At 61.2% G+C, this 23,629-nt stretch carries 17 protein-coding genes and 2 pseudogenes; 11 read left to right on the top strand and 8 right to left on the bottom strand.

The window, feature by feature from the left end; genetic code table 11:
• Positions 1-74: 74 nt before the first annotated feature.
• Positions 75-683: a TetR/AcrR family transcriptional regulator gene (locus PGX04_RS22550; RefSeq protein WP_273740556.1), complete on the bottom strand. Its 609-nt coding sequence runs from the start codon at positions 681-683 to the stop codon at positions 75-77.
• Between the two features lie 560 nt (positions 684-1,243).
• On the opposite strand from PGX04_RS22550, the gene PGX04_RS22545 reads away from it, so the two are divergent.
• Together PGX04_RS22545 and PGX04_RS22540 are read left to right on the top strand one after the other, a co-directional pair.
• Complete coding sequence (locus PGX04_RS22545) at positions 1,244-4,009, top strand: efflux RND transporter permease subunit (protein WP_273740555.1); 2,766 nt, start codon at positions 1,244-1,246, stop codon at positions 4,007-4,009.
• A 1,237-nt stretch (positions 4,010-5,246) separates the two neighbouring features.
• Positions 5,247-6,185 (top strand): annotated as a pseudogene (locus PGX04_RS22540) (IS630 family transposase).
• 171 nt (positions 6,186-6,356) lie between these two features.
• Here PGX04_RS22540 and PGX04_RS22535 read toward each other — a convergent pair.
• Both PGX04_RS22535 and rdfA read right to left on the bottom strand, forming a co-directional pair.
• Positions 6,357-8,231: an archaea-specific SMC-related protein gene (locus tag PGX04_RS22535; protein WP_273740554.1), complete on the bottom strand. Its 1,875-nt coding sequence runs from the start codon at positions 8,229-8,231 to the stop codon at positions 6,357-6,359.
• A gap of 360 nt (positions 8,232-8,591) precedes the next feature.
• Positions 8,592-9,239, bottom strand: a complete 648-nt coding sequence (gene rdfA, locus PGX04_RS22530; protein WP_273740553.1) for a rod-determining factor RdfA — start codon at positions 9,237-9,239, stop codon at positions 8,592-8,594.
• Positions 9,240-9,949: 710 nt separating this feature from the next.
• Here rdfA and PGX04_RS22525 point away from each other — a divergent pair.
• From PGX04_RS22525 to PGX04_RS22515, 3 genes are all read left to right on the top strand, one after another.
• Entirely contained in the window at positions 9,950-10,915 is a 966-nt protein-coding gene (locus PGX04_RS22525; protein ID WP_273740552.1) for an LLM class flavin-dependent oxidoreductase, read from the top strand.
• A 70-nt stretch (positions 10,916-10,985) separates the two neighbouring features.
• Positions 10,986-11,126 (top strand): hypothetical protein, encoded by a 141-nt coding sequence (locus tag PGX04_RS22520; protein WP_273740551.1) that lies wholly within the window; start codon positions 10,986-10,988, stop codon positions 11,124-11,126.
• A gap of 10 nt (positions 11,127-11,136) precedes the next feature.
• On the top strand, positions 11,137-12,441 hold the full coding sequence (locus PGX04_RS22515; RefSeq protein ID WP_273740550.1) for an MFS transporter: 1,305 nt from the start codon (positions 11,137-11,139) through the stop codon (positions 12,439-12,441).
• Between the two features lie 355 nt (positions 12,442-12,796).
• Here PGX04_RS22515 and PGX04_RS22510 read toward each other — a convergent pair whose 3' ends face one another.
• The gene (locus PGX04_RS22510; protein ID WP_273740549.1) at positions 12,797-13,939 is read right to left on the bottom strand and encodes an acyl-CoA dehydrogenase family protein; all 1,143 of its coding nucleotides are present in this window, start codon (positions 13,937-13,939) and stop codon (positions 12,797-12,799) included.
• 301 nt (positions 13,940-14,240) lie between these two features.
• Between PGX04_RS22510 and PGX04_RS22505 the strand changes: the two genes are divergently transcribed.
• Together PGX04_RS22505 and PGX04_RS22500 are read left to right on the top strand one after the other, a co-directional pair.
• Positions 14,241-14,660 (top strand): universal stress protein, encoded by a 420-nt coding sequence (locus tag PGX04_RS22505; protein WP_273740548.1) that lies wholly within the window; start codon positions 14,241-14,243, stop codon positions 14,658-14,660.
• A gap of 97 nt (positions 14,661-14,757) precedes the next feature.
• A complete protein-coding gene (locus PGX04_RS22500) occupies positions 14,758-15,993 on the top strand; it encodes an MFS transporter (RefSeq protein ID WP_273740547.1) in 1,236 nt (411 codons plus the stop codon).
• A 73-nt stretch (positions 15,994-16,066) separates the two neighbouring features.
• Here the strand turns inward: PGX04_RS22500 and PGX04_RS22495 are convergent, their stop codons facing one another.
• On the bottom strand, positions 16,067-16,624 hold the full coding sequence (locus PGX04_RS22495) for a carboxymuconolactone decarboxylase family protein (protein ID WP_273740546.1): 558 nt from the start codon (positions 16,622-16,624) through the stop codon (positions 16,067-16,069).
• 93 nt (positions 16,625-16,717) lie between these two features.
• On the opposite strand from PGX04_RS22495, the gene PGX04_RS22490 reads away from it, so the two are divergent.
• On the top strand, positions 16,718-17,725 hold the full coding sequence (locus PGX04_RS22490; RefSeq protein ID WP_273740544.1) for an LLM class flavin-dependent oxidoreductase: 1,008 nt from the start codon (positions 16,718-16,720) through the stop codon (positions 17,723-17,725).
• Positions 17,726-17,734: 9 nt separating this feature from the next.
• Here the strand turns inward: PGX04_RS22490 and PGX04_RS22485 are convergent, their stop codons facing one another.
• The gene (locus tag PGX04_RS22485; protein ID WP_273740542.1) at positions 17,735-18,196 is read right to left on the bottom strand and encodes a VOC family protein; all 462 of its coding nucleotides are present in this window, start codon (positions 18,194-18,196) and stop codon (positions 17,735-17,737) included.
• A 236-nt stretch (positions 18,197-18,432) separates the two neighbouring features.
• Here PGX04_RS22485 and PGX04_RS22480 point away from each other — a divergent pair, with 236 nt between their 5' ends.
• The 3 genes from PGX04_RS22480 (at position 18,433) to PGX04_RS22470 (ending at position 21,897) form a co-directional block, all read left to right on the top strand.
• Positions 18,433-19,593, top strand: a complete 1,161-nt coding sequence (locus PGX04_RS22480) for an acyl-CoA dehydrogenase family protein (RefSeq protein WP_273740541.1) — start codon at positions 18,433-18,435, stop codon at positions 19,591-19,593.
• 206 nt (positions 19,594-19,799) lie between these two features.
• A complete protein-coding gene (locus tag PGX04_RS22475) occupies positions 19,800-20,972 on the top strand; it encodes an MFS transporter (RefSeq protein WP_273740540.1) in 1,173 nt (390 codons plus the stop codon).
• A gap of 175 nt (positions 20,973-21,147) precedes the next feature.
• Positions 21,148-21,897: an SDR family oxidoreductase gene (locus tag PGX04_RS22470; RefSeq protein ID WP_273740538.1), complete on the top strand. Its 750-nt coding sequence runs from the start codon at positions 21,148-21,150 to the stop codon at positions 21,895-21,897.
• Between the two features lie 212 nt (positions 21,898-22,109).
• Here PGX04_RS22470 and PGX04_RS22465 read toward each other — a convergent pair whose 3' ends face one another.
• Both PGX04_RS22465 and PGX04_RS22460 read right to left on the bottom strand, forming a co-directional pair.
• On the bottom strand, positions 22,110-22,877 hold the full coding sequence (locus PGX04_RS22465) for an IclR family transcriptional regulator (protein ID WP_273740537.1): 768 nt from the start codon (positions 22,875-22,877) through the stop codon (positions 22,110-22,112).
• A 392-nt stretch (positions 22,878-23,269) separates the two neighbouring features.
• Positions 23,270-23,455: pseudogene (locus PGX04_RS22460) on the bottom strand (SDR family NAD(P)-dependent oxidoreductase); the annotation flags it as partial.
• Positions 23,456-23,629: the final 174 nt, after the last annotated feature.

The following is a 23,629-nucleotide window of genomic DNA, read 5'->3' as shown; positions in this document are numbered from 1 at the left end:
ATGGGAGCGATCGGCGCGTCGCGTTGCGAACGTCTCGAGGATTCTGCGGAGAATCCGGTCGTTTGCTCGCCGTCTTACTCCGCTGCGAGGAGACAGTCCCGCACGTATCGCTCGAACTCGGCACGGGCGTCCTCGAAGATGTCGTCATCACTGGTTACGCGCTGGGTCATCGTTCCGGAGAACACGATCTGGAAGAGCGCTGCCGTTTCCTGCGGATCCACCTCCTGGAAGACGCCCTGTTCGATACCCGAGCGGATCGTGTGAACGACGTGTTTTCTGACGAACTGGTCGCTCCGGGTGAAATACTCGCGGTAGTCCTCGTCGTGTGCGGCCTGTGTTCGGAGCTCGACGAGCGCTTGCGTGAAATCGGTGTCCGGTCTGCCGTCGCCGAACGAGAACGTGCTATCGACGATCTCTTCGATGTAGTCGTCGGCTCCCCCCTCTCGGTACGTCGGCAGCTGTTCCTCGAGTTGGTCCAGCATGAACTCGAGGAAATCGAGGAGGAGGTCGTCCTTGCTGTCGTAGTGGTGGTACAACAGCGACTTACTCTTCGAGAACTCGTCCCCGATCCGTTGGATCGTGAGATCGCTGTACCCGTGTTTACAGAGCGCGACGTACGTCGCTTTCATGATCGCGTCCCGCGTATCGTCTGGATCCTCGAGGAACGGTGGTGGGTGCGTCATATCGACATCCTCCCAGCGCCGAGGCGTGCGGTTTCCAGCGTGTTCAGAGCGGCGACGGGGATACCCACGATCACACCGTTCGTGGCGATTTCGGAGCGACGCCGACTCCGATTCGGTTCTGTAGCAGTTCCCATTCTGAAAACGGTATACTATCGCCACCTATAAATATTGATTGAATGGTCAGTTCCGGACGTGGGAGAGCCTCTCATCCCCCGTGTTAGCCGTTGTACAGCGGCCTGTAGTGAGAAGGTTCATAAGGGCTGACTGAATAGTTAGTCACAAGATGACCGAAGAACCGAGACGGGCGACCGAAACGAGGTGCCTGGCGTGTGACGCCACGGGATCCTCGCGCCCATTGCAGGGAGTCGTGTCGGGACGAGCGCGAATCGCTCCCCAGTACCGTCGATCCGAATCCGACTCTCGACGGAGTGGGTGGCGATGAGCCCGGTGCAGACCAGACGGCTATCGTCCGCGGTATTAGCACATCAACTCCGCGAACGACTCGCATTCCGTTCGAATAACACGGCCGGGGACGCGGCTCACGGGGAACGGTTCGACGCATGAGTTGGGTCGACCGCTTCTCCGAGGCGATTATGGCTCACAGTCGGGCCGTGATCGCCATCATGCTCGTTCTCACGGTCGTCATGGGCGCCGGTGCCGGTATGATCGAGCAGTCCTCGTCACTCGACCAGTTCCAGAGCGATTCGACGGAAGCGCAGAAACTGAGCTACGTCGAGGAGAACTTCACGACCGGGCAGGAAAATACGACGTCGGCACAAGTGATCGTCAGAGGCGAAAACGTCCTCTCTCAGGAGTCGATGGTCGAACAACTCCGATTGCAACAGTCGTTCCGAGAGAACGAGACGGTCAATCGGACGCTCGTCGACGAACAGCCGACGGTCGGCGCGGCGAACCTCGTCGCGCTCGCGTCGCTCTCCGGGGGGCAACAGGCGGCCCAGGAGAACGGCTCGAGTCAACAGCAAGCGACCCAGGAAAACGGCACCAGTCAACAGCAGGCGGCCCAGGAAGCCCCGCGCGCGTCGCCCACGCTGCAGGACCAGATCGACGCGCTCGAGTCGATGAACGCCACGGAGTACGAACGCGCACTCGGTGCCGTACTGAGCGAGGATTCCGCCGGCCAGACGAGCGGGCTGGCGTTCATGCCGACGAACTACGAGGCGGGTTCGACGAGCGCGAACGCGACAATGCTGCTGGTCACGCACCAGTCCGAGGGCGATAGCGGTCAGGGCGGAATGGCATCCGATGCGCTCGTCGACGCGCAGTTGGCCATGCAGTCCATCGCGAACGACAACGTCGAGGCGAGCGGATCGGAGGTTATCGTCTTCGGCGGCGGGATCATGGGCGAAGAGATCAACAACTCGATGGGCGATAGCCTCGCGATCGTCGGTCCGCTCGCGCTGTTGTTCGTCGTCGTCGCCCTGATCGTCGCGTACCGCGATGTGTTGGATATCCTGCTCGGCCTGTTCGGAATCGCCGCCGTCCTCGTCTGGACGTTCGGCTTCATGGGGTGGGCCGGTATCGACTTCAACCAGATGTTCATCGCGGTCCCGGTTCTGCTAATCGGGCTCTCTATCGACTACGCGATACACATATTCATGCGCCACCGCGAGCAGCGCCAGCACGGTGGTGCATACGGCGACGATGACGCTCGAGGATCGATGCGCGTGGCGCTGGCCGGCGTCGGCATCGCGCTCGTGTTGGTGACTGCGACGACGGCCATCGGATTCCTCTCGAACCTCACGAGCCCAGTCCCGCCGATTCAGGACTTCGGCGTCGTGAGCGCGGTCGGCATCACGGTCGCCCTGCTCGTGTTCGGCACCCTGGTTCCGGCACTCAAGGCCGAACTCGACGAGTTCCTCGAGAATCGCGGGTTCGATCGGAAAAAGCGCGCGTTCGGAACGGGCGGTGGCCGATTCAGCCAAACGCTCTCGATCGGCTCGACGGCGGCGCGACGGATACCGATCATCATCATCCTGATCGCGGCCCTCATGAGCGCGGGCGGCGCGTACGGCGCGACGCAAGTCGACACCAGCTTCAATCAGGAGGACTTCATCGCGGAGGACCCGCCGGAGTGGACCGAAAACCTCCCCGAGCCGTTCAAGCCCGGCGACTACTCGATGAAAGAGAATCTCGAGTTCGTCAACAAGAACTTCGTTCGGGAGGATTCCCAGGCGCAGATCCTCATCGAGGGCAACGTAACTGATCCCGAGACGTTACAGCGGGTCTCGGACGCCGAGAACGAGACCGCCGACAGCGACGTTGCCGTCACCCTCTCGAGCGGCGAGGCCGACGTCCAGAGTCCCCTCCGGACGATGCGACAGGTCGCCGCCGAGAACGAGTCGTTCAACGCGACGTTCACCGCGGCCGATACGGACGGCGACAGAGTGCCCGATCGGAACCTCGAGCAGGTGTACGACGAACTGTTCGAGGTCGCCCCCGACGAAGCGGCCGCCGTCATTCATCGGACAGATGACGGAGAGGGATCCGACGGATCCCGATCCACGGTGGACGACTCGTCCACCGGTGGCGACTACGAGGCCGTTCGGATGGTCATCTCGACCAGCGGGACGGCCGCCATGAGCGACGTCACGACCGAAATGCGATCCATCGCGGACGGGATCGACGGAAATGGGCTCGAGGCGACCGCGACCGGGCAGACGATCCTGTTCGATATCGTGCAGAAGCAGCTGATGGACACGGTCATCCAGAGCCTGCTGATCACGCTCGTGGCCGTCTTCGCCTTCCTGATGGTCAGCTACCGGATCAGGGAGGGGAGTGCGACCCTCGGTGCGGTGACGCTCCTTCCGGTCGTGTTCAGCGTCTCGTGGATTCTCGGGACGATGTACCTGCTCGAAATACCGTTCAACGTCATGACGGGGATGATCACGAGCCTCACTGTCGGACTCGGCGTCGCCTACAGCATTCACATGAGCGAACGGTACAGCCTGGAGCTGAAACGGACGGGATCGGTCTGGGAAGCGATGTCCCGGACGGTCACCGGGACGGGCGGCGCGCTGCTCGGCAGCGCCGCGACGACCGTCGGCGGCTTCGGTGTCCTCGCGTTCGCCATCCTCCCGCCGCTACAGCAGTTCGGGATCATTACCGGGATGACGATCATCTACGCGTTCCTCGCGAGCGTGCTCGTCCTCCCGAGTCTGCTCGTCGTCTGGACGAAATATCTCGGCCCCGACGTCTCCTTCCAGGCGCCGAGTAGCGATTCGACCGCACCCGCAGCTAGCGACGGCGGGCGGGTCGAGGAGTCCGGAACGGAACCCACTCGTTCCAGCGACTCAGACGACTCGTAGACGGACCACAGACGCCGGTGGTATTCTTCGGTCGATAGCGGATGGCTGGTTGGTATCCTCTGATACCATTTCTGGGTCTCTCGGAGTGTTTCGTAGATCAGGATCTTCGATCCGGGAACCGCCGATCGTTCGATCCCGAAGATACTGTCAAACGGTCGTGAGAGATCGACCAGCCCGTGGGAAACACCTGCGTCCCTCTCACTCGAGCATACAAACGGCCCCGTCAACCGTCGTTGTCGGCGATAAAGGGGTGAGACGAGAGAGCCGCGGAGGGCTGCGCCGTTCGCCGTCAGTTCCTCGAGCACCGCGTAGACCTCTCGTTTGTTCGGACCATAGCTCGGATCGTACGGGGCTGTTGCTGTATCGAGTCGATAGACAGAGTACGGCAGGGCAACAGATCGATTGCCACATCATCCCTACACCAGACACGCATACTGCCCTGCCGGCATACCACCCTTCTCATTCCCGTCTACGAGCGTCCGGGTCCAGTAGCGCCGAGCCAGAGGCGTATATACGATGCCGCGCCAATGCCGCTGCTGTCAGTATCCAATAAAATCGGTGTTACCTGCTTATGTAGGCAATGAGCTTACTATGTGATATTCGAATTGTGTACGTGGCGAGGGGAGAGGATTCAGTCGTTGCCGACAGAATCCGCCCGACTCGAGACAGACGGTCCCTCGCCTGCCGAGATCGGATTGGCGTGAAGCCAGTTGTCACATGCACCGGTCTCGGACCCATCCCTGAGACAGATCACCTACGGGGAGGGGGATGTAACGCTGGCCTCCGGCCAGCGTTTCTCGAGCACCGATCTACCGGGAAGACGGTTCTACTCGCGATACAACAGACATCGGAGAGCCGTCACTCGAAGTTTGGTGGTATTCTCGAAAAGCCTCGAAAGACCCGGAGGGCCGGGGGCAACGGCCGCAGCCGGGTGAGGCTGGGACAATGTCAAGGGTGCAATTGGATCGGCCATGTCGCGTGGTGGGAAACGCGACAGTAAACCTATCCGGTGCGACTGTTGTCAACTTCGCCCCGATTCCAACTCTCTTAGAATCGTCCCTGAATGTTACCACAGCCGCTGTACTGTGGGAATCGAACGTCCTCACGGATCTCGGAGATCTCGGTGTTGGAGTGTCGATAGTATCCGTTAGAATTTTTTACTCAGAAATTAGTATTGATCACAGTGGAACATCTCGACGAAATCTCTGTCGAGGAATTGTAAGATGCCCTCGACAACGTGGAGATAAAAAGCCGACACAACGGCTCTTAGCGGCGATAGCGTACAAAATGGACTCACGCAGACTGAGCTAGCCGAGTGGTATGACGTTCAACGACGGACAATCTATAGCTGGCTCAAACGACTCGACACCGACGAGTCGCTCGAACAGGCAGTAACTGATGCTCATAGATCTGGGAGAAAGCGGAAACTCTCAGAAAAAGAGCAAAAAGAATTCAAAGAAGCTGTCCACGAATCACCCGAGGACGTTGGTTTCGATGCGCCGGCGTGGACGCCGGCGCTCGTCCAGCAATCTCTCGACGAGACCTATGCTGTCGAATACTCGATTCCGAGTTGTCGCCGGCTGCTTAAAGAAGCGGGATTGAGGTATCAAAAATCACGCCTGACAGCCGCTGAATCTGATGCTGATGAGCAAGAAACGTTGCGCAAGGAACCCGAAAAAAGCGGCGGGAAATGGACGCTACAGTAGTCTCTCTCGACCGAACCAAGAAATCCGTCCAAATCGATCCACATGCTACGTGGTTTCCGCAGGTTCGCGGCCGTCTGTCGAATTACCCGGGCAATCGGCCGGACATGTCTCTCGGGCGCGATCACCGAGGACGGTGATCGCTTTTTCTCGATCCGAAGGCTATGTTACCGGCGATCACCTGGAAAATTTCAGTTTCCCATCATACAAAGAATTCAGAGATGACTCGATCGTAGTTCTGGAGGGGGCACCGTCCGTCCTGACGTCGGTCGTCACGGGCCGCGAGGTCCGCGGCGACCCTGCTTTCGTCATGTTACCGGCGTATTCGCCGGAATCGATTCCAGTCGGTGCGTGTTATCGACGGCTGCAAACGTCTCCAGCAATCGGTTCTTCGACACCCTCGGCGAGTTACCAACAGCGACTGATATCGCTCTTACTCAATCCTCAGTTCAGGATCGAGTAATTATTTCTAATATACTATAGACGGCGCTTCGAAGCATCACGAGTCAGTCAGTGGATAGACCAACGAAAGCACTACGTTAGACGGTGCTCCGTAGAGCGGTTCGCTACACTGCGTCTCGGTCCGGGGAGCCGTCGCCGCCTCTGGAGCGGTAGCTTTTTCCGAAACGAATTCCGTAACCGGCTTAATTCAGTTCCGCAGCCGTAATCTGCGTATACTTGTCCGTGATTTCGGATGCGTCTTCGGGGAGCAGTGCGACGATGAGATACGGTGCGTATTCCGAAAAGTAATCGATGAGGTCGGCGATACGCTCCGAGTCGATCGCCTCGAGCGAATCGAGTAGCATGAACGGCACTTGCTGATACACTTCGTGCACGAGATAGCCGGCGAGTGCGACTACCAGACCGATTACTTCGCGTTCGCTTTCGCTCAGATTCGCTACCGTATCCTCGTATACGGATCCCGTGTCTGACTCTCGGACCAGGTGAAGGTCGAACGTCGCATTCGACCCGTGACTCCCGCTTTCCGCTTCTTTTCTCTCGATCCAGACCCGGGAGATGTTTCGGTAGTTGAGGATGTCCAGCACTTCGTCCATGTGCTCGTTGAACTTCGAGACTGATTCGGACTCGAGTTCGGCCACCCGTCCGCGCTCGTAGTTGAGTTCCTTGCGGATCTCGTCGAGTTGCTCTTGCAGCGTCGGTTTGTCCGGCAACGATTCGATCTCCTCGATTTCGTCTTCGACGGACGCTAGCTCCTGTTGGGTCTGGCCCTGCTCGTACTGTAATTCGCTTATTCGCTCGTACGTCTCCAACAGATCGCTGTCGCGCAACTCTTCGGTGTCCGCTACTTTGGTCTCGAGTTCGGTGATCGTTTCGCGTACCTCCTCGGCCTCTTCCTCGAGGGCTTCCTTCCGCTTCTCTTTCGCCTCGAGTTTCCGTTCGATGTCGTCGAGTTTCCGGTCGAGTTCGTTTCGTTCCTCGATTGCCGCTCGAATCTCCTCCTGTTCGCGCTCTAGTTCGGTGATCCGAGACTCGAGTTCGGTGGATTCGTTTCGCTTTTCCGTAACGATGTTCCGAAGGTTCTCCAGACGATCGGCTATCGCCCCGCGTTCGGCCCGATTTCCGCAGGTCCAGCAGGTGACCTCCTGGTCCGCTTCGGGAGCGAGTTCCGCGACCGGATCGTCGCTGGTCGATTCCTCGGGCAGATTCGAGAGGCTGTCGGAGAGAATGTCCTCGTTGAATTCGACGATCGCGGAGAGATCCGCAGCCGTATTTTCGAGCTCTCGTTTCCGGGTTCTGACCGATTGGAGTTCCTCTTGGACGGTTTCCAGATCGGCCTGAGAGTACTCGGGGAGTTCGTCGCGCTCAGCGCGGAGTTCCTCGGGCCGTTCCTGGAGGGCTTCGATTTCGGCCGTCACGAGATCGATCTGGTCCGTGAGTTCGCTTCGCTCTTTCCGCCGCTCATCGAGCCTGTCGACCAGCTCCTCGGCTTCTTCCGCCATTTCGGCGTCGGCCTCGTACTGGGTTACCTCCGACCGAAGCGACTCGATTTCCTCCTCGAGCGACTCGAGTTCCGACGTCAGCGTCTGCCGCTGTTCCTCGAGTGCCGGTAGCTTTTTGGAGCGCCGTTCGACGCGATCCACCGTGTCGCTGATTTCGTCGCGCTCGCGTTGTAAGCGCTGGATCCGCTGTTCGATCTCGGTCGTATCTACCGGTCGCATGATGAGCTCGCGGAGGTCGTCACCGCGTTCGACCGCCAGACGGGCCGGGTTGTTCTCGAGGAGGGAGATGAAGAGGTCGATGAGTTCACTGTTCTCCTCGTACGGGTCGCCCGTCACCTGGACGCCGGTTTCCGTGCGGTTGTACCGGCGTGAGTACTCCCGATCGCCGATGGTGAGCGTCACGTGGCCCTCGTCTGCGTCGCTCTTGAGCGTGGCGCTTGTTCCACCAAGGACGCCGCTAACCGCTCGAAGCAGGCTCGTTCGATTGGTCGCGTTCCGTCCGGTGAGAAGATTGACCCCGCTCTGGAACTCGATAGCGCACGAATCGATTCCGCCCATGTTTTCGGCCGCTAACTCGACTGGTTCCCCGACATGCGTGTTCTGTACGGTCCTATCCGAGTGTCCCATTGTTCGTATTATCACAGCTCGCACATTTATATCCATCGCATGAGGGTGGTTACGAAAACATCTTTGAACAGAAATCGGGTTTTCGTTGACGGGGCTGTTCCGGCGGACTGGGAATCGAACTGTAAATCAATGTGCGTGTTTCTACACCCACCACCGATCGATAACACGGCCTCACGGGGACGGCCGACTCGTGACGCGGTCTCAGTGCGCACTCGCGAAATCCATCGCGTATGCCGGAAACGGAAGTCGCGATAGCGTGGCGGGGAACGGGGAAGCGCTATGGTGATCCGATCAGGTCGTTTCGTCGGCGGAGCAAGGACACGATCCGTGCTCGAGTAACTCTCCGAATCGGAACGTCGAACCACAGTCGGAACACGTTATCTGAATCGTGACGGCGACTTCGGTATCGCGAATCGAGACGATCCCTGCGCTGACGAGCCGCGAGATCGTCTGTTCGACGACTCGAGTGCATCGCGTTCGCGCCCATTCGATCGTATTTCGCGCCGATTCGGCCGTGATCTTCGTCGGACGGGCCGTGTCGATCTCTAGGCAATCGTTGAGGTGGGATCGGACGGTGGGATGCGTGACCCAGTCAGACTCGAGCTCTTCGAGATCGATTCCGTTCTGTTCGAAGCGCTTCCGGACCCGCGCTTCGCGATCGGCCGGCGCTGTGTCGCTCGTCAGCGTTTCATACACCGCTGAGAGGGCGTCGTCGGCGCTCACTGCCCCGTACGCGACGTCCGTCAGATCGGTCTCTGCCTCGGCGAGCGCCGTCTCGAGGATCCGCTCGTTGATATAATCCGCGAGCGTCCGAAGGCTCGCATCCGCGACGTCGCGTCGGTGCTGGAGTTCTCCGTTCAGTCCGTCGAGATCGTACCGATCGATGTCGCGACCGATTTTGCACGTGCACTGGTGTTCGTTCTCGATGGCGTCACCCATCACCATTCCACCCCTGATTCGATAGCGTCACCCGTTCTGGTTTCGCCTCCAGATACCGCCAACGACCGCCTGAACCCTGACTTGTCATCTCAGATTGTTCATAGTGTATCACGGGGAAAACCGTTTCCCTTCTGGCGACTCACGTCCCGATCGCGCAGCACTTGCTTTCCAGTAGTACTGTTGTAAATCACGTCGTCGATAGCGAGCGCCGTCACGGTTCGTTCCGCGGGACGAAACTTACCGATCTCTCCACCGTGCTGGCGACACTCGGTGTGCGGCTACTTTCCCAGTTGTCTTTCCGGTCCGAAGAATGCGTCGAACAGACTATCGTCGCGGGTCAATGCCACGTGACCGCACCGTGGATTCAGTCACAGTATCGCCGTCGCAACTGACAGCTCGAGAAGCAATAGGCAGTGATCGTTCGTGTCGTTCGTGCATCAATGATCACGTTCGATAATCTCGAACGAGCTTTTCCTTGGTGATTGGTACCAACATGCTTTTGAATAGCTAGCCATTTCCATTCTTCCCTATATTCTGTACATCTATGGCTCTATTCGGAAAATATCGAGCGATATAGAGACTATTTATCGAGTGGATCATCCCGTTCCTGTGTGCAGAACGAGATCGAAAACGGGGCCTTTTGAAAATCACCGTCGAGAAGGACTTCGACCGATGGAGCTGTTACGGAGGAACTCGTGAGAACGGATTGTATGGTGGATCATGGATACGTCCTTCCGACGCGGGGCATCGTACTCGACTCCGATGGGGCACAGGACCAGCTCGCACGCACGCAGTCGTGTTCGACGCTCGCTCGAGCGGCCGAGTCAATGGGATTCGAATCGGTCTGGGCCGGCGACAGCGTTCTCGCGAAACCGCGCCTCGATCCGCTGTCGACGCTCGCGGCCGTGGCGGCCGCGACGGATGCGATCGAACTGGGGACTGCGATTCACCTCCCGCATCTCCGGCGTCCGGTCGCCGTCGCCCAGCAGGCGGCGACGGTCGATTTGCTCTCGGGCGGCCGTCTGTCGCTCGGAGTCGGCGTCGGAAGCGGTGAATCGGTCGCGACCGAACACGAACAACTCGACGTCCCGTTCGACCGACGCGGTCGCGTACTCGACGAGACCCTCGATGTGATTCGCGGACTGTGGGACGGCGCGATAGCCACGTACGACGGTGACTTCGTCACGCTCGAGAACGCTGATATCGGGTTACGGCCGACGGGGGATCTTCCGATCTACGTCGCATCGGCGACGTTCGACCCGCGCGACGGGTATCCGAAACAGATCCGTCGGCGGATCGCGGACCACGGCGACGGCTGGCTGCCGATCTCGAAGTCACCGGAGATGTACGCCGACGGAATCGACCACGCTCGAGAGATCGTCGCGGATGCCGGTCGCGACCCGTCGCCGTTCGATGCGGCGTACTACCAGGACGTCGTTATCGCCGAGACGCGCCGGGCGGCGCTCGATCAGGCTCGTGACTTCATCGCGGCGTACTATCCCGAGTGGGGAGAGCTGTCCGACGAGCAACTCGAGCGCCGGGGCGCGTTCGGTCCGCCGTCGGCCGTCGCCGAGCATCTCGAACGGTACGCCGCCGCGGGCGTCGAGACGTTCGTCACGCGGTTCGCGACGACGGATCAGCACGCGCAACTCCGCCGGTTTCGAGAACTGTTGTAGGGAAAACGAACTAGCACTATTTCCAACACGTTCCCGGAAAACGTTTCTCTCGGAGGCCGGGCTCTCGATCGTGCCATTTGGAAGGGGCGTCGAGCGATACACGGACCTGCTCGACGCGGTCGCATCGTCCCGCGACATGGACGACGCGTCGTTTTCGGAAGCGATCATCCTCCCATCCTGCGATCGGCACGATTTTCGACGGCGTCGGTGAGGGAATCTTTTTGAGCCTCGCCGAGAAACTCGGTGACGTGCCGATGATACAGTCGCTCTTCGGAGAGAAAGCGGCGGTTTTACGCGACACGGATTTCCAGCTTCTGTTGTTGGCGAACCTCGTCGCACCACTCGGCACGGCACTGATCTCTCCGCTTCTCGAGTCACTCCAGCACCCCTACGGCGCGACGGACGCGACCATCGGATTGCTGATGACCGTGTTCACCGCCCCGGGTATCCTGATGATTCCGGCGGTCGGTGTTCTGGCCGACAGGTACGGACGGAAGCCGTTTCTCGTCGCCGGGCTGTTCGTCTTTTCCATCGCCGGAACCGCACTCACGGTGACGACGGATTTTCGCGTCGTACTGTTCCTTCGGTTCTGTCAGGGCGTCAGCTTCGCCGCGGTGACGCCGGTTATCATCACGAGTATCGGCGACCTATACACTGGTCGTGCCGAAGCGACGGGGCAGGGATTACGGTTTTCGGTATCCGGCCTGACGCAGGGGTTCTTCCCGCTGATCGGCGGTATACTGGTCGGCGTCGCGTGGCAGTATCCGCTGTTGCTGTACGCGATCGGTATCCCGATCTCGATCGTTCTCGCGCTGTGGTTTACCGAACCGACGGCGCCGTCGCGGGAGACCGCTTCAGCGGTCGATCGCGCCGACCGTGGGACCTACGTTCGCGAATTGACTACCGTCCTGCTCCGACCGCGCGTCGCCTCGGTTCTCGTGTTTCGCATGATTCCGATACTCCTGTATATCACGTTCATGACGTACGTGTCGCTGTTAGTCGTGAGATCGATGGGCGGCACGGCGGGGCAGGCCGGTATCCTGGTCGCGTTGGCCAGCGCCACCTACGCCGTTGCGGCGACGCAAGCCGGGCGATTCGGCTCGTCGTTCGCCGGGCGGATACTCCCCCTTACGGCCGCAATATCGCTCATGGCGCTCGGACTCGTGATCGTCGCGTTCGTCCCGACGGTCGCCCTGGCGACGGTCGGTGCATTGGCACTCGGGGCCGGGTTCGGGCTTTCGCTGTCGCTCTTACGGAGCGTCGCGACCGGGTTCGCGCCCATGGAACTCAGGGGTGGTCTCGTGAGCGTGTTCGAATCAGTAGGGCGGCTTTCGGCGACCACGGCACCGATCGTAGTCGGGTTCGGAATCAAACTCCTCGACGGGGCTGTTCCCCAGACGGAATCGTTACAGCTCATGGTCGGCGGCATCGGCGTCGGCGGTGGGCTCATCGGCATCGCCTGTCTCGTCGTCGCCCGCACGGCGTCACCCCTTCCACAGCAGCCCGCACTCGCCGATTCCGATTGATCGGTTGGGGATTCCCCGTCCGTCACGGAGGGACCCCTCTCCCGGCTGGCTGTCCCGTTTTGCTATCCGAAACCGTTCGCGGAAGCCGACTCGAGAGCGGTTCGAAACGGTTCGAGACGCCTCGACCGACGCGGTTCGAGATACGACCCGGTTCCCTGCCGAACGTCGGACGAGCCCGAACTGGGCCGGGCCCAAGGTATCGACGGCTGCTGGAACGTAGAATCGAAGTAAACCGTCTCGTGGGGATACGGGCGTTCGTCGGTGACAGGCAGGAAACGTCGGTCCGGAGCCAACTTCGACCGAGAAGACACGTCACGACTCGATCGACGAGGGATCGGTGTCTCCGCGAGGGGAGTTACGTGAGCGAGGGGAGGCCATCCTGTTTGAGGGCCGCCGCGATCTGGTTCTTCTGGATCTCGTCGGTCCCCGCCGCGAGCCGGCGGCCCCGCGCGAGCCGGTGGAGGTACTCCAGCGCGTGTCCCTGCTGGTAGCCGTTCGCACCGTGGATCTGCAGCGATTCGCTGACCACCGTTTCGACCATTTCCCCGGAGTAGAGCTTGGCCAGCGAGGCGTCCATCCGATCGGGGATCCGGCCCTGCTCTTCCGCGTTGAGCGCCGCCCGGTACGTGAGCGAACGCGACGCCTCGAGTTCCTTGACCATATCGGCGAGCTTCCACTCGATGCCCTGGAAATCCGCGATCGGCTGGTCGAACTGTTCGCGCTGTTGGCCGTACTCCAGCGCCTTGTCGAGTGCACATCGGCCGATGGCGTTCGAGAGCGTCGCGCTTCCGAGGCGTTCCCAGTTCAACGCCTGGAGCTGCTGTTTGAACCCGTCCGTCCCTCGAGTCAGGACGTGCGTTTCGGGAATCACGATGTCGTGCATGCGGAACTGCGTCTGGGTGTGGTTCGCCATGTTCGTGTAGTGTTGCTCGATCTCGACGCTGTCCTCGTTGTCATCGAGGTCGATGACGACCGAACCGAGTCCGTCTGGGAATCTCGCCCAGACGACGCAAGCAGATGCGTGCGGAATGTTGCTCACCCATACTTTTTCGCCGTTCAGGACGAGTTCTCCGTTCTCCGCTTCGACCGTGGTATTCATCGCACCGACGTCCGATCCCGCTTCGGGTTCGGAAATCGCGATCGCGATCGCGTCTTCGCCCGCGGTGACGCCGGGGAGGTACCGGTCCTTCACGGTGTCGCTCCCGAACATCTCGATACCGCGAGGGGCGACCATCTGCTGGTTGTAGAGGTATTCGGCCGTATCCGGACAGACTTGCCCGACGGCTTCGATGCTGAGCATCGCCTCGAATTCGCCCATGCCGCCGCCGCCGTACTCTTCGGAGATGTTCAGTCCGAGATAGCCGCGGTCTGCGAGCAGTTCGATGTTCTCCAGCGGAATGTTCCCGTCCCACGAGAACGCGGCGTCAGAAAACTCGTTGTGGGCGAGCGCTTCCAGTGACGATACGACCATCTCCTGTTCCGCCGATAGCGACAGCATTACAGCGAATATTACGGCTCTCACAGTAAAGTCTTCTGTTTATTCGGATGGCGGACCGGGGTCCCGCGGTGAGTCGTCGTTCACTCATCGATACCTTCCGACTCGCACTGTCCGCCGAACCGTCGATACCCAATCGAACGTATCGGCTCCGTCCGTGCGACGCGTCTTCTCGAGCCCTCGTCGCTCGACGTTCGTCGGGAACGTCGATGGAACTGCGCGTTGGACCCGTTCGCATCGACTCGCGGGCGACCGTCGACGGAGCTGCCCGGAGAGATAAGTAGATAGAACTGGTAGTACACCTATGTACAACGTACTACTAGCGGTCGATACGAACGAAGATCGTTCAGCGTTGGCGGCCGAAGCCGTCGCGAATCTCCCGGGAGAGATCGAGGTCGTCCTCGTGAACGTGTTCGAAGAGTTCAACGTGAGCGATGGCGATGCGCGGGTCGATTCGTCCGAACTGTACGACGAAGACGACTTCCCGGAGAGCGTGACGGCCGCGACGCAGATCCTCGAAGCGGCCGGTATCGACCCGGTGAAGCGACGCGAACACGGCGAACCCACCGAAGTAATCCTCGCGGTCGCCGAGGAAATCGACGCCGACAGTATTGCCGTCAGCGGACGAAAGCGGAGCCCCGCCGGGAAGGCTATCTTCGGAAGCGTCACGCAGTCCCTGCTCCTCTCCGCCGACCGCCCCGTGATCGTCGCCACGAGTGACTGAGTCTCGAGGGAGCCGGAACGTCGAGATCAGACGCGTCGACGCCGCACCGTTCCGCGATCAGTAGAATATTGAACATTGCCTCCGTGAGAAACGGACAATGAAGAATAACGACTCGTCTATTGCGGTCTTCACCGGTCTCGGTCACGGGGTGTTTCACGGATTCGAGCTGGTAATTCCGCTCTTCGTCCCGATCTGGCTCTCGATGTTCGACGTCTCGGCGACGACGCTCGGACTCGTCGTCGGTGCGGGGTACGCTCTCATCGGACTGTTCGCACCCCTCGCGGGCGTGTTGGCGGACGTATACGGATCGAAACGGCTCGTCTTGCTCTCTACCGGCGGGATGGGGCTCTCGTTCGCCGCGCTGAGCGTGCTTCAGTCCGTCGCGGCGCTCACCGTGACGCTGATGATCTGGGGCGCGATGGCGAGTCTCTACCATCCGTCCGGACTGTCGCTCATCAGTCGGAGCGCGAAGCAACGAGGGACGGTGCTCGCGTACCACGGTGCCGGGGGAAACGTCGGAATGGTCGTCGTTCCGCTCGCTGCGATCGTCCTGCTCGCGTTTTTCGAGTGGCGGCTGGTCGCGCTCCTCCTCACCGCCCCGGCAGCGATCTGCGTTATCGTCGGCCTCTTCGTCTCGTTCGACGACACCGTTTCCGAGGCGGCCTCGGAGCAGCGCGATCCGGACCGGACGGCGAATCCGGCTCTCGTAACGTCGCTTCGTGACGTCGTGACGAACACTCGGACCCTGCTGATCGGTGGGTTCGTTCTCGTGTTCGCGATACAGATACTGTACGGCGTCTACTATCGAGGGATCTTCACGTTCCTTCCCGACGTCCTCACGGACCTGCCGATGTTCGAGACCGTCGCAGTTGGCGACCGGGAGATCGAAGCGGGCCAGATCGCGTACTCCGGGCTCCTGCTGGTCGGCATCTTCGGGCAGTACACCGGCGGCAAGATCAGCGATAGGGGAAGCTCTGAAATGACCCTTCTCGGGACGTTTATCGCACTCGGTATCGCATCCGCGCTGTTCGTTCCCGCCTCCGAAATCGGCGTCCTCCCGCTGCTGGCCGTCTGCGTCGCACTCGGTTTTTTCATCTACATGTTCGCACCGATCGTGCAGAGCCTTATCGCGGAGTACGTCCCAGCGGAAAGCCACGGTCTCTCGTTCGGGTACATCTACATGGGACTGTTCGGCATCGGCGCGGTCGGCTCGGCCGTCGCCGGCGTCACGCTCGATTACGGCGGTACTCCCGCGTTATTCGGAGTGCTCACCTGCGTGACGGTACTCTGTGCCGGCCTCGCCGTGGTACTGGTCGCTAGATCGAACGATTGACGGAGATCAAACGACTGAGAATGTGGTTCGTACTGTCGCGTCGATGCCTGTGAGACCCGCACTCGAGACGGGATCACCACTGCTCGAGCGATTCTCCCGGGTCGACCGCGAAGGCGTTCAGGACGCAGGCCAGCATACTGTAGTAGCCGAACGTCACCGTCAGTTCAGTGACCCCTTCGACGCCGAACCGGTCTCTCGCCGACCGAACGAGCGACTCCGGGACCTCGTTTTCGCGGAACAACGCGCGGCCGTAGCGGACGACGAGCGCGTCGACCGCCGGAAGGGGAGCCGTCGACTCTCGAGTGGCGACGATATCGATCGTGTCGTCAGCGACCCCCTCGTCTCGTGCCAGCGGCTCGTGTATCGCCCACTCGTAGGCGCAGTCGAGTTCCCGGGCCGTCGTGATGATCGCGAGTTCTCGCACCGTCCCCGGGAGCGTTCCCTCGAAGCGCACGTACGTTCCGACGTCTGCAATCTCGGTCGCGACCGCCGGGCTATTCATGAGGACGCTGAAGGGACCGCGAACGTGGCCCCGGCTGGCCGCGATCCGATCGTAGTGGTCGTGCCAGTCGTCCGAAAGCTGCTCTTTGGCGGTGATGTACGGCACCCTGGACGTTCCTTCGTTCGACATCGTATCGACTAGAGCGAGCGGTGACCACATTAATGGGACGGCACTCGAGCGGGTGGGAAACAGCTAAGACGGTCTCTTCTCGTTTGGTATACCATGCCATCGTACGACCTCGCGCTGCCGTTGCCAGCCACCGGCGACGTCACCACAGTGGAGCAGTGTGACCTCGCGCTCGCGGCGGAGGACGCCGGATACGATCTCGTGATGGTCCCCGAAACGTGGGGCCGAGAAGCGTTTACCCGCCTCGGCTACTTCGCGGCCCGCACGGAAACGATCGGGCTCGGAACGGGAATCATCCCCGTCTACTCGAGGTCGCCCGCGCTGATCGCCCAGGGAGCGGCGACGCTGGACGAACTCACGGACGGACGGGCGGTACTCGGGCTGGGCCTGTCGGGGCCGAAGGTCATCGAGAACTGGCACGGCGTTGACTTTCGACCGGCGTTGCGCCGCCAGCGCGAAACGATCGAGATCGTCCGACGCGTCCTCTCCGGAAACGAGATGAGCTACGACGGCCAGCTATTCGACCTCCGGCACTTCCGTCTCCGATTCGAACCGCGTCGCTCGGACGTTCCGATTTACGTCGCCGCACAGGGCGAGACGAACATCGAACTGACGGGCGGGTTCGGCGACGGATGGATGCCGAACCGCATTCCGGTGTCGGCGCTCCCGGCGAAGCGCGAACACGTCGATCGCGGCGCTCGAAAGCGAGATCGCGATCCCGAAGCGGTCGCGACGATCCCGTGGGTGACGACATGCGTCCTCGAAGACGGCGAGCGGGCTCGGGACAGGTGCCGGGAGATGATCGCGTTCTACGTCGGCGCGATGGGAGCGTTCCATTACGATGCGGTGGCCGATCACGGGTTCCGGGACGCCGCCGACCGGATCCAGGACGAGTGGGAGGCCGGCGAGAAGGATGCGGCCCGGGCGGCCGTCAGCGACGACCTCCTCGACGAGATCGCGATCGCCGGCAGTCCGGATACCGTCGGTGACCGCTTCGAGCGATACGAGGGGATCGCCGACACGCTCGCACTGCTTCCGCCGACCACCGCCACCGTCGAAGAGATACGCGAGACGATCGACAACGTCGGCGAGACGATCGCGTAACTCGTCGACTCAGAGTCGATCGTCCGCCGCGGCGGCGCGCATCGCCTCGATGTGGTCGCGCGCAGTCGGACCGACGTCGTCGTGCCACTCGATGAGTTGCAGTTGGAGGCCGAACAGCGATTTCGGATGCAGGGTCGCCTCGCTTCGGACACCCGAAACCACGTCCTCCATGATGACCTCCCCGCCGACCGCCGTCAGCTGTGCAACGGCCGTCTCGAGGTCCGAAACGGTTGCACCGATGTGATGAAGCCCCTGGCCGTTGCGCTCGAGGTAGTCGGCGACGAAACTCGCCTCGCTCGTCGGGGAAAGCAGGGTGAATATATCGCTGCCGAACAGGATGTACGCCGTTCGGTACTGCCATTTCTCGCTCTCGAGGGTCCAGACGTGTTCGACGCCGTCCGCGGCCGTGACGGTCTCGAGCGCGTCCGACAGGTCCCACACTGCGTGTGCGATGTGATCGATTTCATCCATCGTGGTATGGCAATGCGGACCGCACTTATATTCGTTTAGTCGGATCGGTCGCCGCTCGAATGCTGCGTGAGCACCGCTCGAGCGCTGCTTCGAACTGTTCGACGGAGATGTGGGACGCCGACGGCCCCGGCGGATGACGAACCCCATCGCAAATCACCGCCGTCCTTCACTCACTGAGTGACTGATCCGGAATATATTAAAAGGTTTAATAAATATCGGCGCAACGTGGAACACGTATGAACAACATTTCGGACACGATACTGTCAGACGAACACAAGCTGCTGCGTGACGAAACGAAGCGGTTCGTCACGAACGAGGTCCGCCCGGAGGCGAGCGAACGCGACCCGAAAAAAGAGGAGATGTCGGCCGAACTCGTCTCTCAGCTCGGCGAGATGGGGTTTTTCGGCATCCTCATCGACGAGGAATACGGCGGACTCGGGATGGATCTGAAGTCGTACGCGGTTATCGCCGAGGAGCTCTCTCGAGGGTGGCTCAGCGTCGGCAGTATCATCGCCCGCGGACAGAGCCTTGCGGGAGCGACGGACGAGCAGAAAGAGGAGTATTTGCCGAAGATGGCCTCCGGAGACGCGCTCAAGAGCATCGCGATCAGCGAGCCGAACGCGGGCAGCGACGTCGCGAACATGCAGACCCGCGCCGAGCGCGACGGCGACGAGTACGTCCTCAACGGCCAGAAGACGTGGACGACGTTCGCGAAGGGATCGGATTTCATTCTCACGTACGCTGTCACTGACCCGGACGCGGAGCCGGCCCATCGCGGCATTTCCGGCTTCATCGTCGAGAAGCCGGCCGGGACGTTCGATCGCGACGGTCTCAGCGGCCAGGCGATCGACAAGATCGGCTACCACGGCTGGAAAACGTGGGAGGTGAATTTCGACGACGTGCGCGTCAGCGCCGACAAGCTCGTCGGCGGTGAGGAAGGAAACGGCTTCTATCAGATCATGGATTTCTTCGAGGAAGGCCGCGTCCACACCGCCGCCCGGTCGGTGGGATTAGCGCGCGGCGCGATCGAAGACTCGGTTCAGTACGCGACGGAACGCGTGCAGTTCGACGAGCCGATCTCGGAGTTTCAGGCGATCAGATTCAAGTTGGCGGACATGGTGACGCAGGTCGAGGCCGCGCGGGCGTTGACGCTGCTCGTCGCCGACGCGGTCGACTCCGGCGAGCGAGCAGACGCCGAAGCCGCGATGGCGAAACTCTTCGCCAGCGATATCGCCGAGGAGGTCACCAGCGAAGGGATTCAAATTCACGGCGGCTACGGCTACACGACTGACTTCGACGTCGAGCGATACTGGCGGGATGCTCGAGTGACTCGCATCTTCGAGGGAACCAACGAGATACAGAAACGTATCATCGCCGACGACCTGCTATCGTCGTAATGATCGCCATCGAGTCCTCCCCGTCGTCCGTCGGTAGCCCGTCAGTGTCCATCCCGATTCAGTCAGTGTCCGTCTCGAGCCCGTTAATGTCCGTCCCGGGCCTGTCTGTACGGACCGGCGCAACGCGTTCCGACGGCGACGACTCGTAATTCGGCCAGATAGTCCGATACCGCAAATCGTTTTCATCGGCTCTCTGTAGGGTGCCTGTGAACTGGCGATATCAACGTACGGCGCTGCTTCTCTGCACGTTTGCGTTCATGGCGACGATGGCCGCTCGGCTCGCGATCAGCCCGCTCGTTCCCGCTATCACGGACGATTTCGCCGTTTCGAACGCGGCTCTCGGAACCGCGTTATCGCTGATGTGGGGGACGTACGCGCTCACCCAGTTCCCGAGCGGCATCCTCGGTGATCGGTTCGGAGAACGACGGGTCATTCTCGTCGCGCTCGGATTGACCGCAATCGCCAGTGTACTGCTCGCCGTTTCTCCGTCGTACGAATTTTTCGTCCTCTTTACGATCGTTCTCGGCGTCGGTGCCGGGCTCCACTACACGGTCGCAACGACGTATCTCACGAAGCAGTTCGCGGACACGGGTCGCGCGATCGGGTTGCACATCGCCGGCGGCCCCGTCGCGGGCCTCGTCGCGCCGGTCGCCGCGACGCTGATCGCCGTTCGGTACGGGTGGCGAGCGGGCGTGTTACTCGGTTTTTCCGTCGCAGCCCCGATTTTCGTCCTGTTCGCGTGGCGAATCCGCCCGACAGAACCGGATCGACCCGAGCAGCCGATGCGCGAACGGGCCGAACTCGGCGCGATGTTCGAGCTGCTCTTCCGACCGTCGATCGCGTACACGACGCTGCTCTCGTTTCTCTGCGCCTTCGTCTGGCAGGCGACGGCATCGTTCCTGCCGACGTTTTTCGCCGAGGGACAGGGACTCTCACCGGCGATCGCGAGCGCGCTCTTCTCGCTGTACTTCGTCGTCCACGGGCTCACGCAACCGCTGATGGGCGCGCTCTCGGATCGAATCGGTCGCGATTCGGCCGCGATCGTGACGATGAGCGCCGGTATCGCCGGGTACGGACTGCTCGTCGTCGCCGGGAGCCTCCCGCAGTTCGTCGCGGGCGTGTTGTTCATCGGACTCGCGATGAGCTGGGGAGCGCCGATCCAGTCGCGATTCATGGATCTCCTGGGGGCGTCCGAGCGCGGTACCGGATTCGGGCTCGTCAGGACCGCGTACATGACGACGGGCGCGACGGGCAGCGTCGTGATCGGTATTCTCGCCGACCTGTACGGGTGGGACGTCTCGTTCACGTTACTCGCCGGAATCATGATCCTCGGCCTCGGTATCCTCGCGGCGAATCGAATCTTTCGGCTCGGATTGTAGCCGACCGTTCCGTCGTCTTCCGGTGGTCGATCATCGGACGCACACCGCGGATGGAAGCGCGTGTGCCGTGGGTAGGAGAAGCCCCTCGAGCGGACCCGTCGGAAACGACACGAGTCTGAATACGCTCACAGCAGTAACACGTAGAGTTTAGCATCACCGCGACAATGTCTCACCGATGGCTACCCACCCACTGGCAGACAACGGAGCGATCGTTACCGGCGCGAGTGCGGGAATCGGACGGGAAACGGCTCGTGCACTCGCGGCCGACGGTGCCGACGTCGCACTCGTCGCCCGTCGCGAAGATCGGTTGACGGCACTCGCCGCCGAAATCGAGTCCGAGACGGATGCGTCGGCGCTCGTCTGTCCCGCAGACGTGAGCGACGAAGACGAGGTCGAGGCGGCCGTCGAGCAGACGGTCTCGGAATTCGGCCGCCTCGATGTGCTGGTGAACAACGCGGGGATCGCGACCGATTCCGAGACGCCCGTCGAGGAGTTTCCGACCGATCAGTATCGAACCGTCATGGGCGTGAACGTCGACGGGATGTTCTACACGGCCCGAGCGGCGATTCCGCACCTCCGCGAAACGAACGGAACGGCGATTTTCGTCGCGAGCTACGCGGGCAAGAACCCGCGTCCGGACGCGCCGCTGTACGCGGCGTCGAAGTGGTGGACCCGCGGATTCGCGAAGAGCCTCGCGGGACAGGTCGGGACGGATGACATCGCCGTCAGCATCGTCAACCCGTCGGAAGTCAGGACGGAGTTCGGCAAGGAGTTCCGAGAACAGACCTCGGAGGAACGGTACGAACGGGACGAAGTCACCGGACCTCGAGACGTCGCCGACGCGATCGCGTTCGTCGCGCGTCAGGAGACGCCGAACACGGTGAGCGAACTGGGCCTGTACCGTCGCGACAAGTTTTCCGGCTAGCTCGTCCCGACGCGTGAGCGGATTCCGTTCTCCATCGAGGAACGATCGATAGCGCCGCGTCGGTGAATCGAACGGCTGCGGACCGATCAGAACGGGTTTGGGGAAGATACGCTACGGACCGATCGGGACGGGTTTTGGGATGATACGGTCAGATCGGGCCGAAATTCGGAACACGGTGCGTTGTTCCCTGAGTCGACCGTCACAGTGCGGGTTCAAGAGTATTTCATATCCAGTTCGAGTTCGTTCGCCGTTCCGAGAAGGATATTCGGAATCGTTTCCTCGAGGCGATCACCTTGCACGCGGTGTGTGGGGCCGGAGACGCTGAGTGCGCCGAAGACGCCGCCGTCCGGGCACTCGATCGGGACACCGATCGCCCGAAGCCCGGGGATCGTCTCCTGATCGTTGATGCTGTACCCTCGCTCTCGGATCTCCTCGAGTTCCTCGTAGAGTTCGTCCTCGTCCGTGATCGTGTTCTCGGTCAACGACGGCAGCCCGTGTTGCTGGATGATCTCTTCGACGCGCTCCTCGGGGAGGTATGCGAGGATCGCTTTTCCCGCAGCCATCGATTGAAGCGGCCGGTACTTGCCGATCACGGAGTCGGTTTGCACGGCGTGTTCACCGGTCTCTCCGAACACGTAGACGGCCTTGCCGTGTTCCTCGACGACGAACTGCGCTCGCTCGGCGGTTTGTTCGGCGATCTTCTTGACTTTCTGACTCGCCATCTGGTACGTGTCGGTGCGCTTTTTCGTCCCTTCACCCAGTTCCAGGAATCGAAAGCCGATTCGATACCGGTCCCCGTCTTTGACCACGTACTCGAGGTCCTCGAGCGTCGCCAGATGCCGGTGGATGGTGCTCTTTGCGAGACCGAGTTCGTCCGCGATCTCGGTGATCTGACCGCCGTCCGCTTCGGCGAGCGTTTCGATGATCTCGAACGTCGTCCGCGTCGCCTTCACCGTCCCCGGATCCGTGTACGTTTCCATGCGAACAGGTAACGTATCTTGTTCCATAAAGATTCCGTATACTCGAACACCTATCTGTCCCGACCGAGATCTGGCTTTTCCGAACGATTTCGGTGAATTCGATCGGTTTCGTAACTATCTGTGCTTCCGGCCCGAATAGAACGCTCGCACTCCGTGCTTCGGGTCGAGTAGATTCGATTCCGGCTCCGATCTCGAGTGTTCCGGCCGCTACCGCCTCATACGGGCTGTTGTAACGATTTACCGGCGCGACCGCAGGACAGTGCGTGGTTGCTCCGGGAATGACTTCCAACAGTCCGTCTCAGCGACCACAACGATCCCAGCGACAGGCGAAACCACCGGCGTGGAGGACAATCGTCGCGACGATGGTCGCGACGGTGCCGCCAGAGCAGAAACGCGACGATATCGCCGAACGCGTCCGGATCGCCGATCTGCTCGACAACGTCGGCCAACCGCTGTTCGTCTCGCCCGTTGATAACGACGTGTGCGCCCTCCCTCGCGAGGGCTTTCGCGGACGCCTTTCCGAGACCGCTGCTCGAGGCCGTAACCAGCGCGACGGTACCGTCCAGTCCGAGATCCATGCGTTACCATGTCGGTAACCGAACGAAAGCGTACCGGTACTGACGCTGAGTCGGCAGTACGCCGGATTTTCGGAAACAACCACTTCGGACTACTGACGGGCACGAGCGGGCGGACAGCAGACGGGCGGACGGCAAACGGGCGGACGGGTGGATGGGCGGACGCGAGAAAAGGAA

This window comes from Natrinema soli (assembly GCF_028618695.1).
Note: the sequence above shows the minus strand (reverse complement) of the source record. Positions and strands in the feature narration are given on the sequence as shown.

Coding starts and splice junctions, on each gene's coding strand:
- PGX04_RS22550 (WP_273740556.1), bottom strand. CDS start 683: ATGACGCACCCACCACCGTTCCTCGAGGATCCAGACGATACGCGGGAC.
- PGX04_RS22545 (WP_273740555.1), top strand. CDS start 1,244: ATGAGTTGGGTCGACCGCTTCTCCGAGGCGATTATGGCTCACAGTCGG.
- PGX04_RS22535 (WP_273740554.1), bottom strand. CDS start 8,231: ATGGGCGGAATCGATTCGTGCGCTATCGAGTTCCAGAGCGGGGTCAAT.
- rdfA (WP_273740553.1), bottom strand. CDS start 9,239: ATGGGTGACGCCATCGAGAACGAACACCAGTGCACGTGCAAAATCGGT.
- PGX04_RS22525 (WP_273740552.1), top strand. CDS start 9,950: ATGGTGGATCATGGATACGTCCTTCCGACGCGGGGCATCGTACTCGAC.
- PGX04_RS22510 (WP_273740549.1), bottom strand. CDS start 13,939: ATGCTGTCGCTATCGGCGGAACAGGAGATGGTCGTATCGTCACTGGAA.
- PGX04_RS22505 (WP_273740548.1), top strand. CDS start 14,241: ATGTACAACGTACTACTAGCGGTCGATACGAACGAAGATCGTTCAGCG.
- PGX04_RS22500 (WP_273740547.1), top strand. CDS start 14,758: ATGAAGAATAACGACTCGTCTATTGCGGTCTTCACCGGTCTCGGTCAC.
- PGX04_RS22495 (WP_273740546.1), bottom strand. CDS start 16,624: ATGTCGAACGAAGGAACGTCCAGGGTGCCGTACATCACCGCCAAAGAG.
- PGX04_RS22490 (WP_273740544.1), top strand. CDS start 16,718: ATGCCATCGTACGACCTCGCGCTGCCGTTGCCAGCCACCGGCGACGTC.
- PGX04_RS22485 (WP_273740542.1), bottom strand. CDS start 18,196: ATGGATGAAATCGATCACATCGCACACGCAGTGTGGGACCTGTCGGAC.
- PGX04_RS22480 (WP_273740541.1), top strand. CDS start 18,433: ATGAACAACATTTCGGACACGATACTGTCAGACGAACACAAGCTGCTG.
- PGX04_RS22470 (WP_273740538.1), top strand. CDS start 21,148: ATGGCTACCCACCCACTGGCAGACAACGGAGCGATCGTTACCGGCGCG.
- PGX04_RS22465 (WP_273740537.1), bottom strand. CDS start 22,877: ATGGAAACGTACACGGATCCGGGGACGGTGAAGGCGACGCGGACGACG.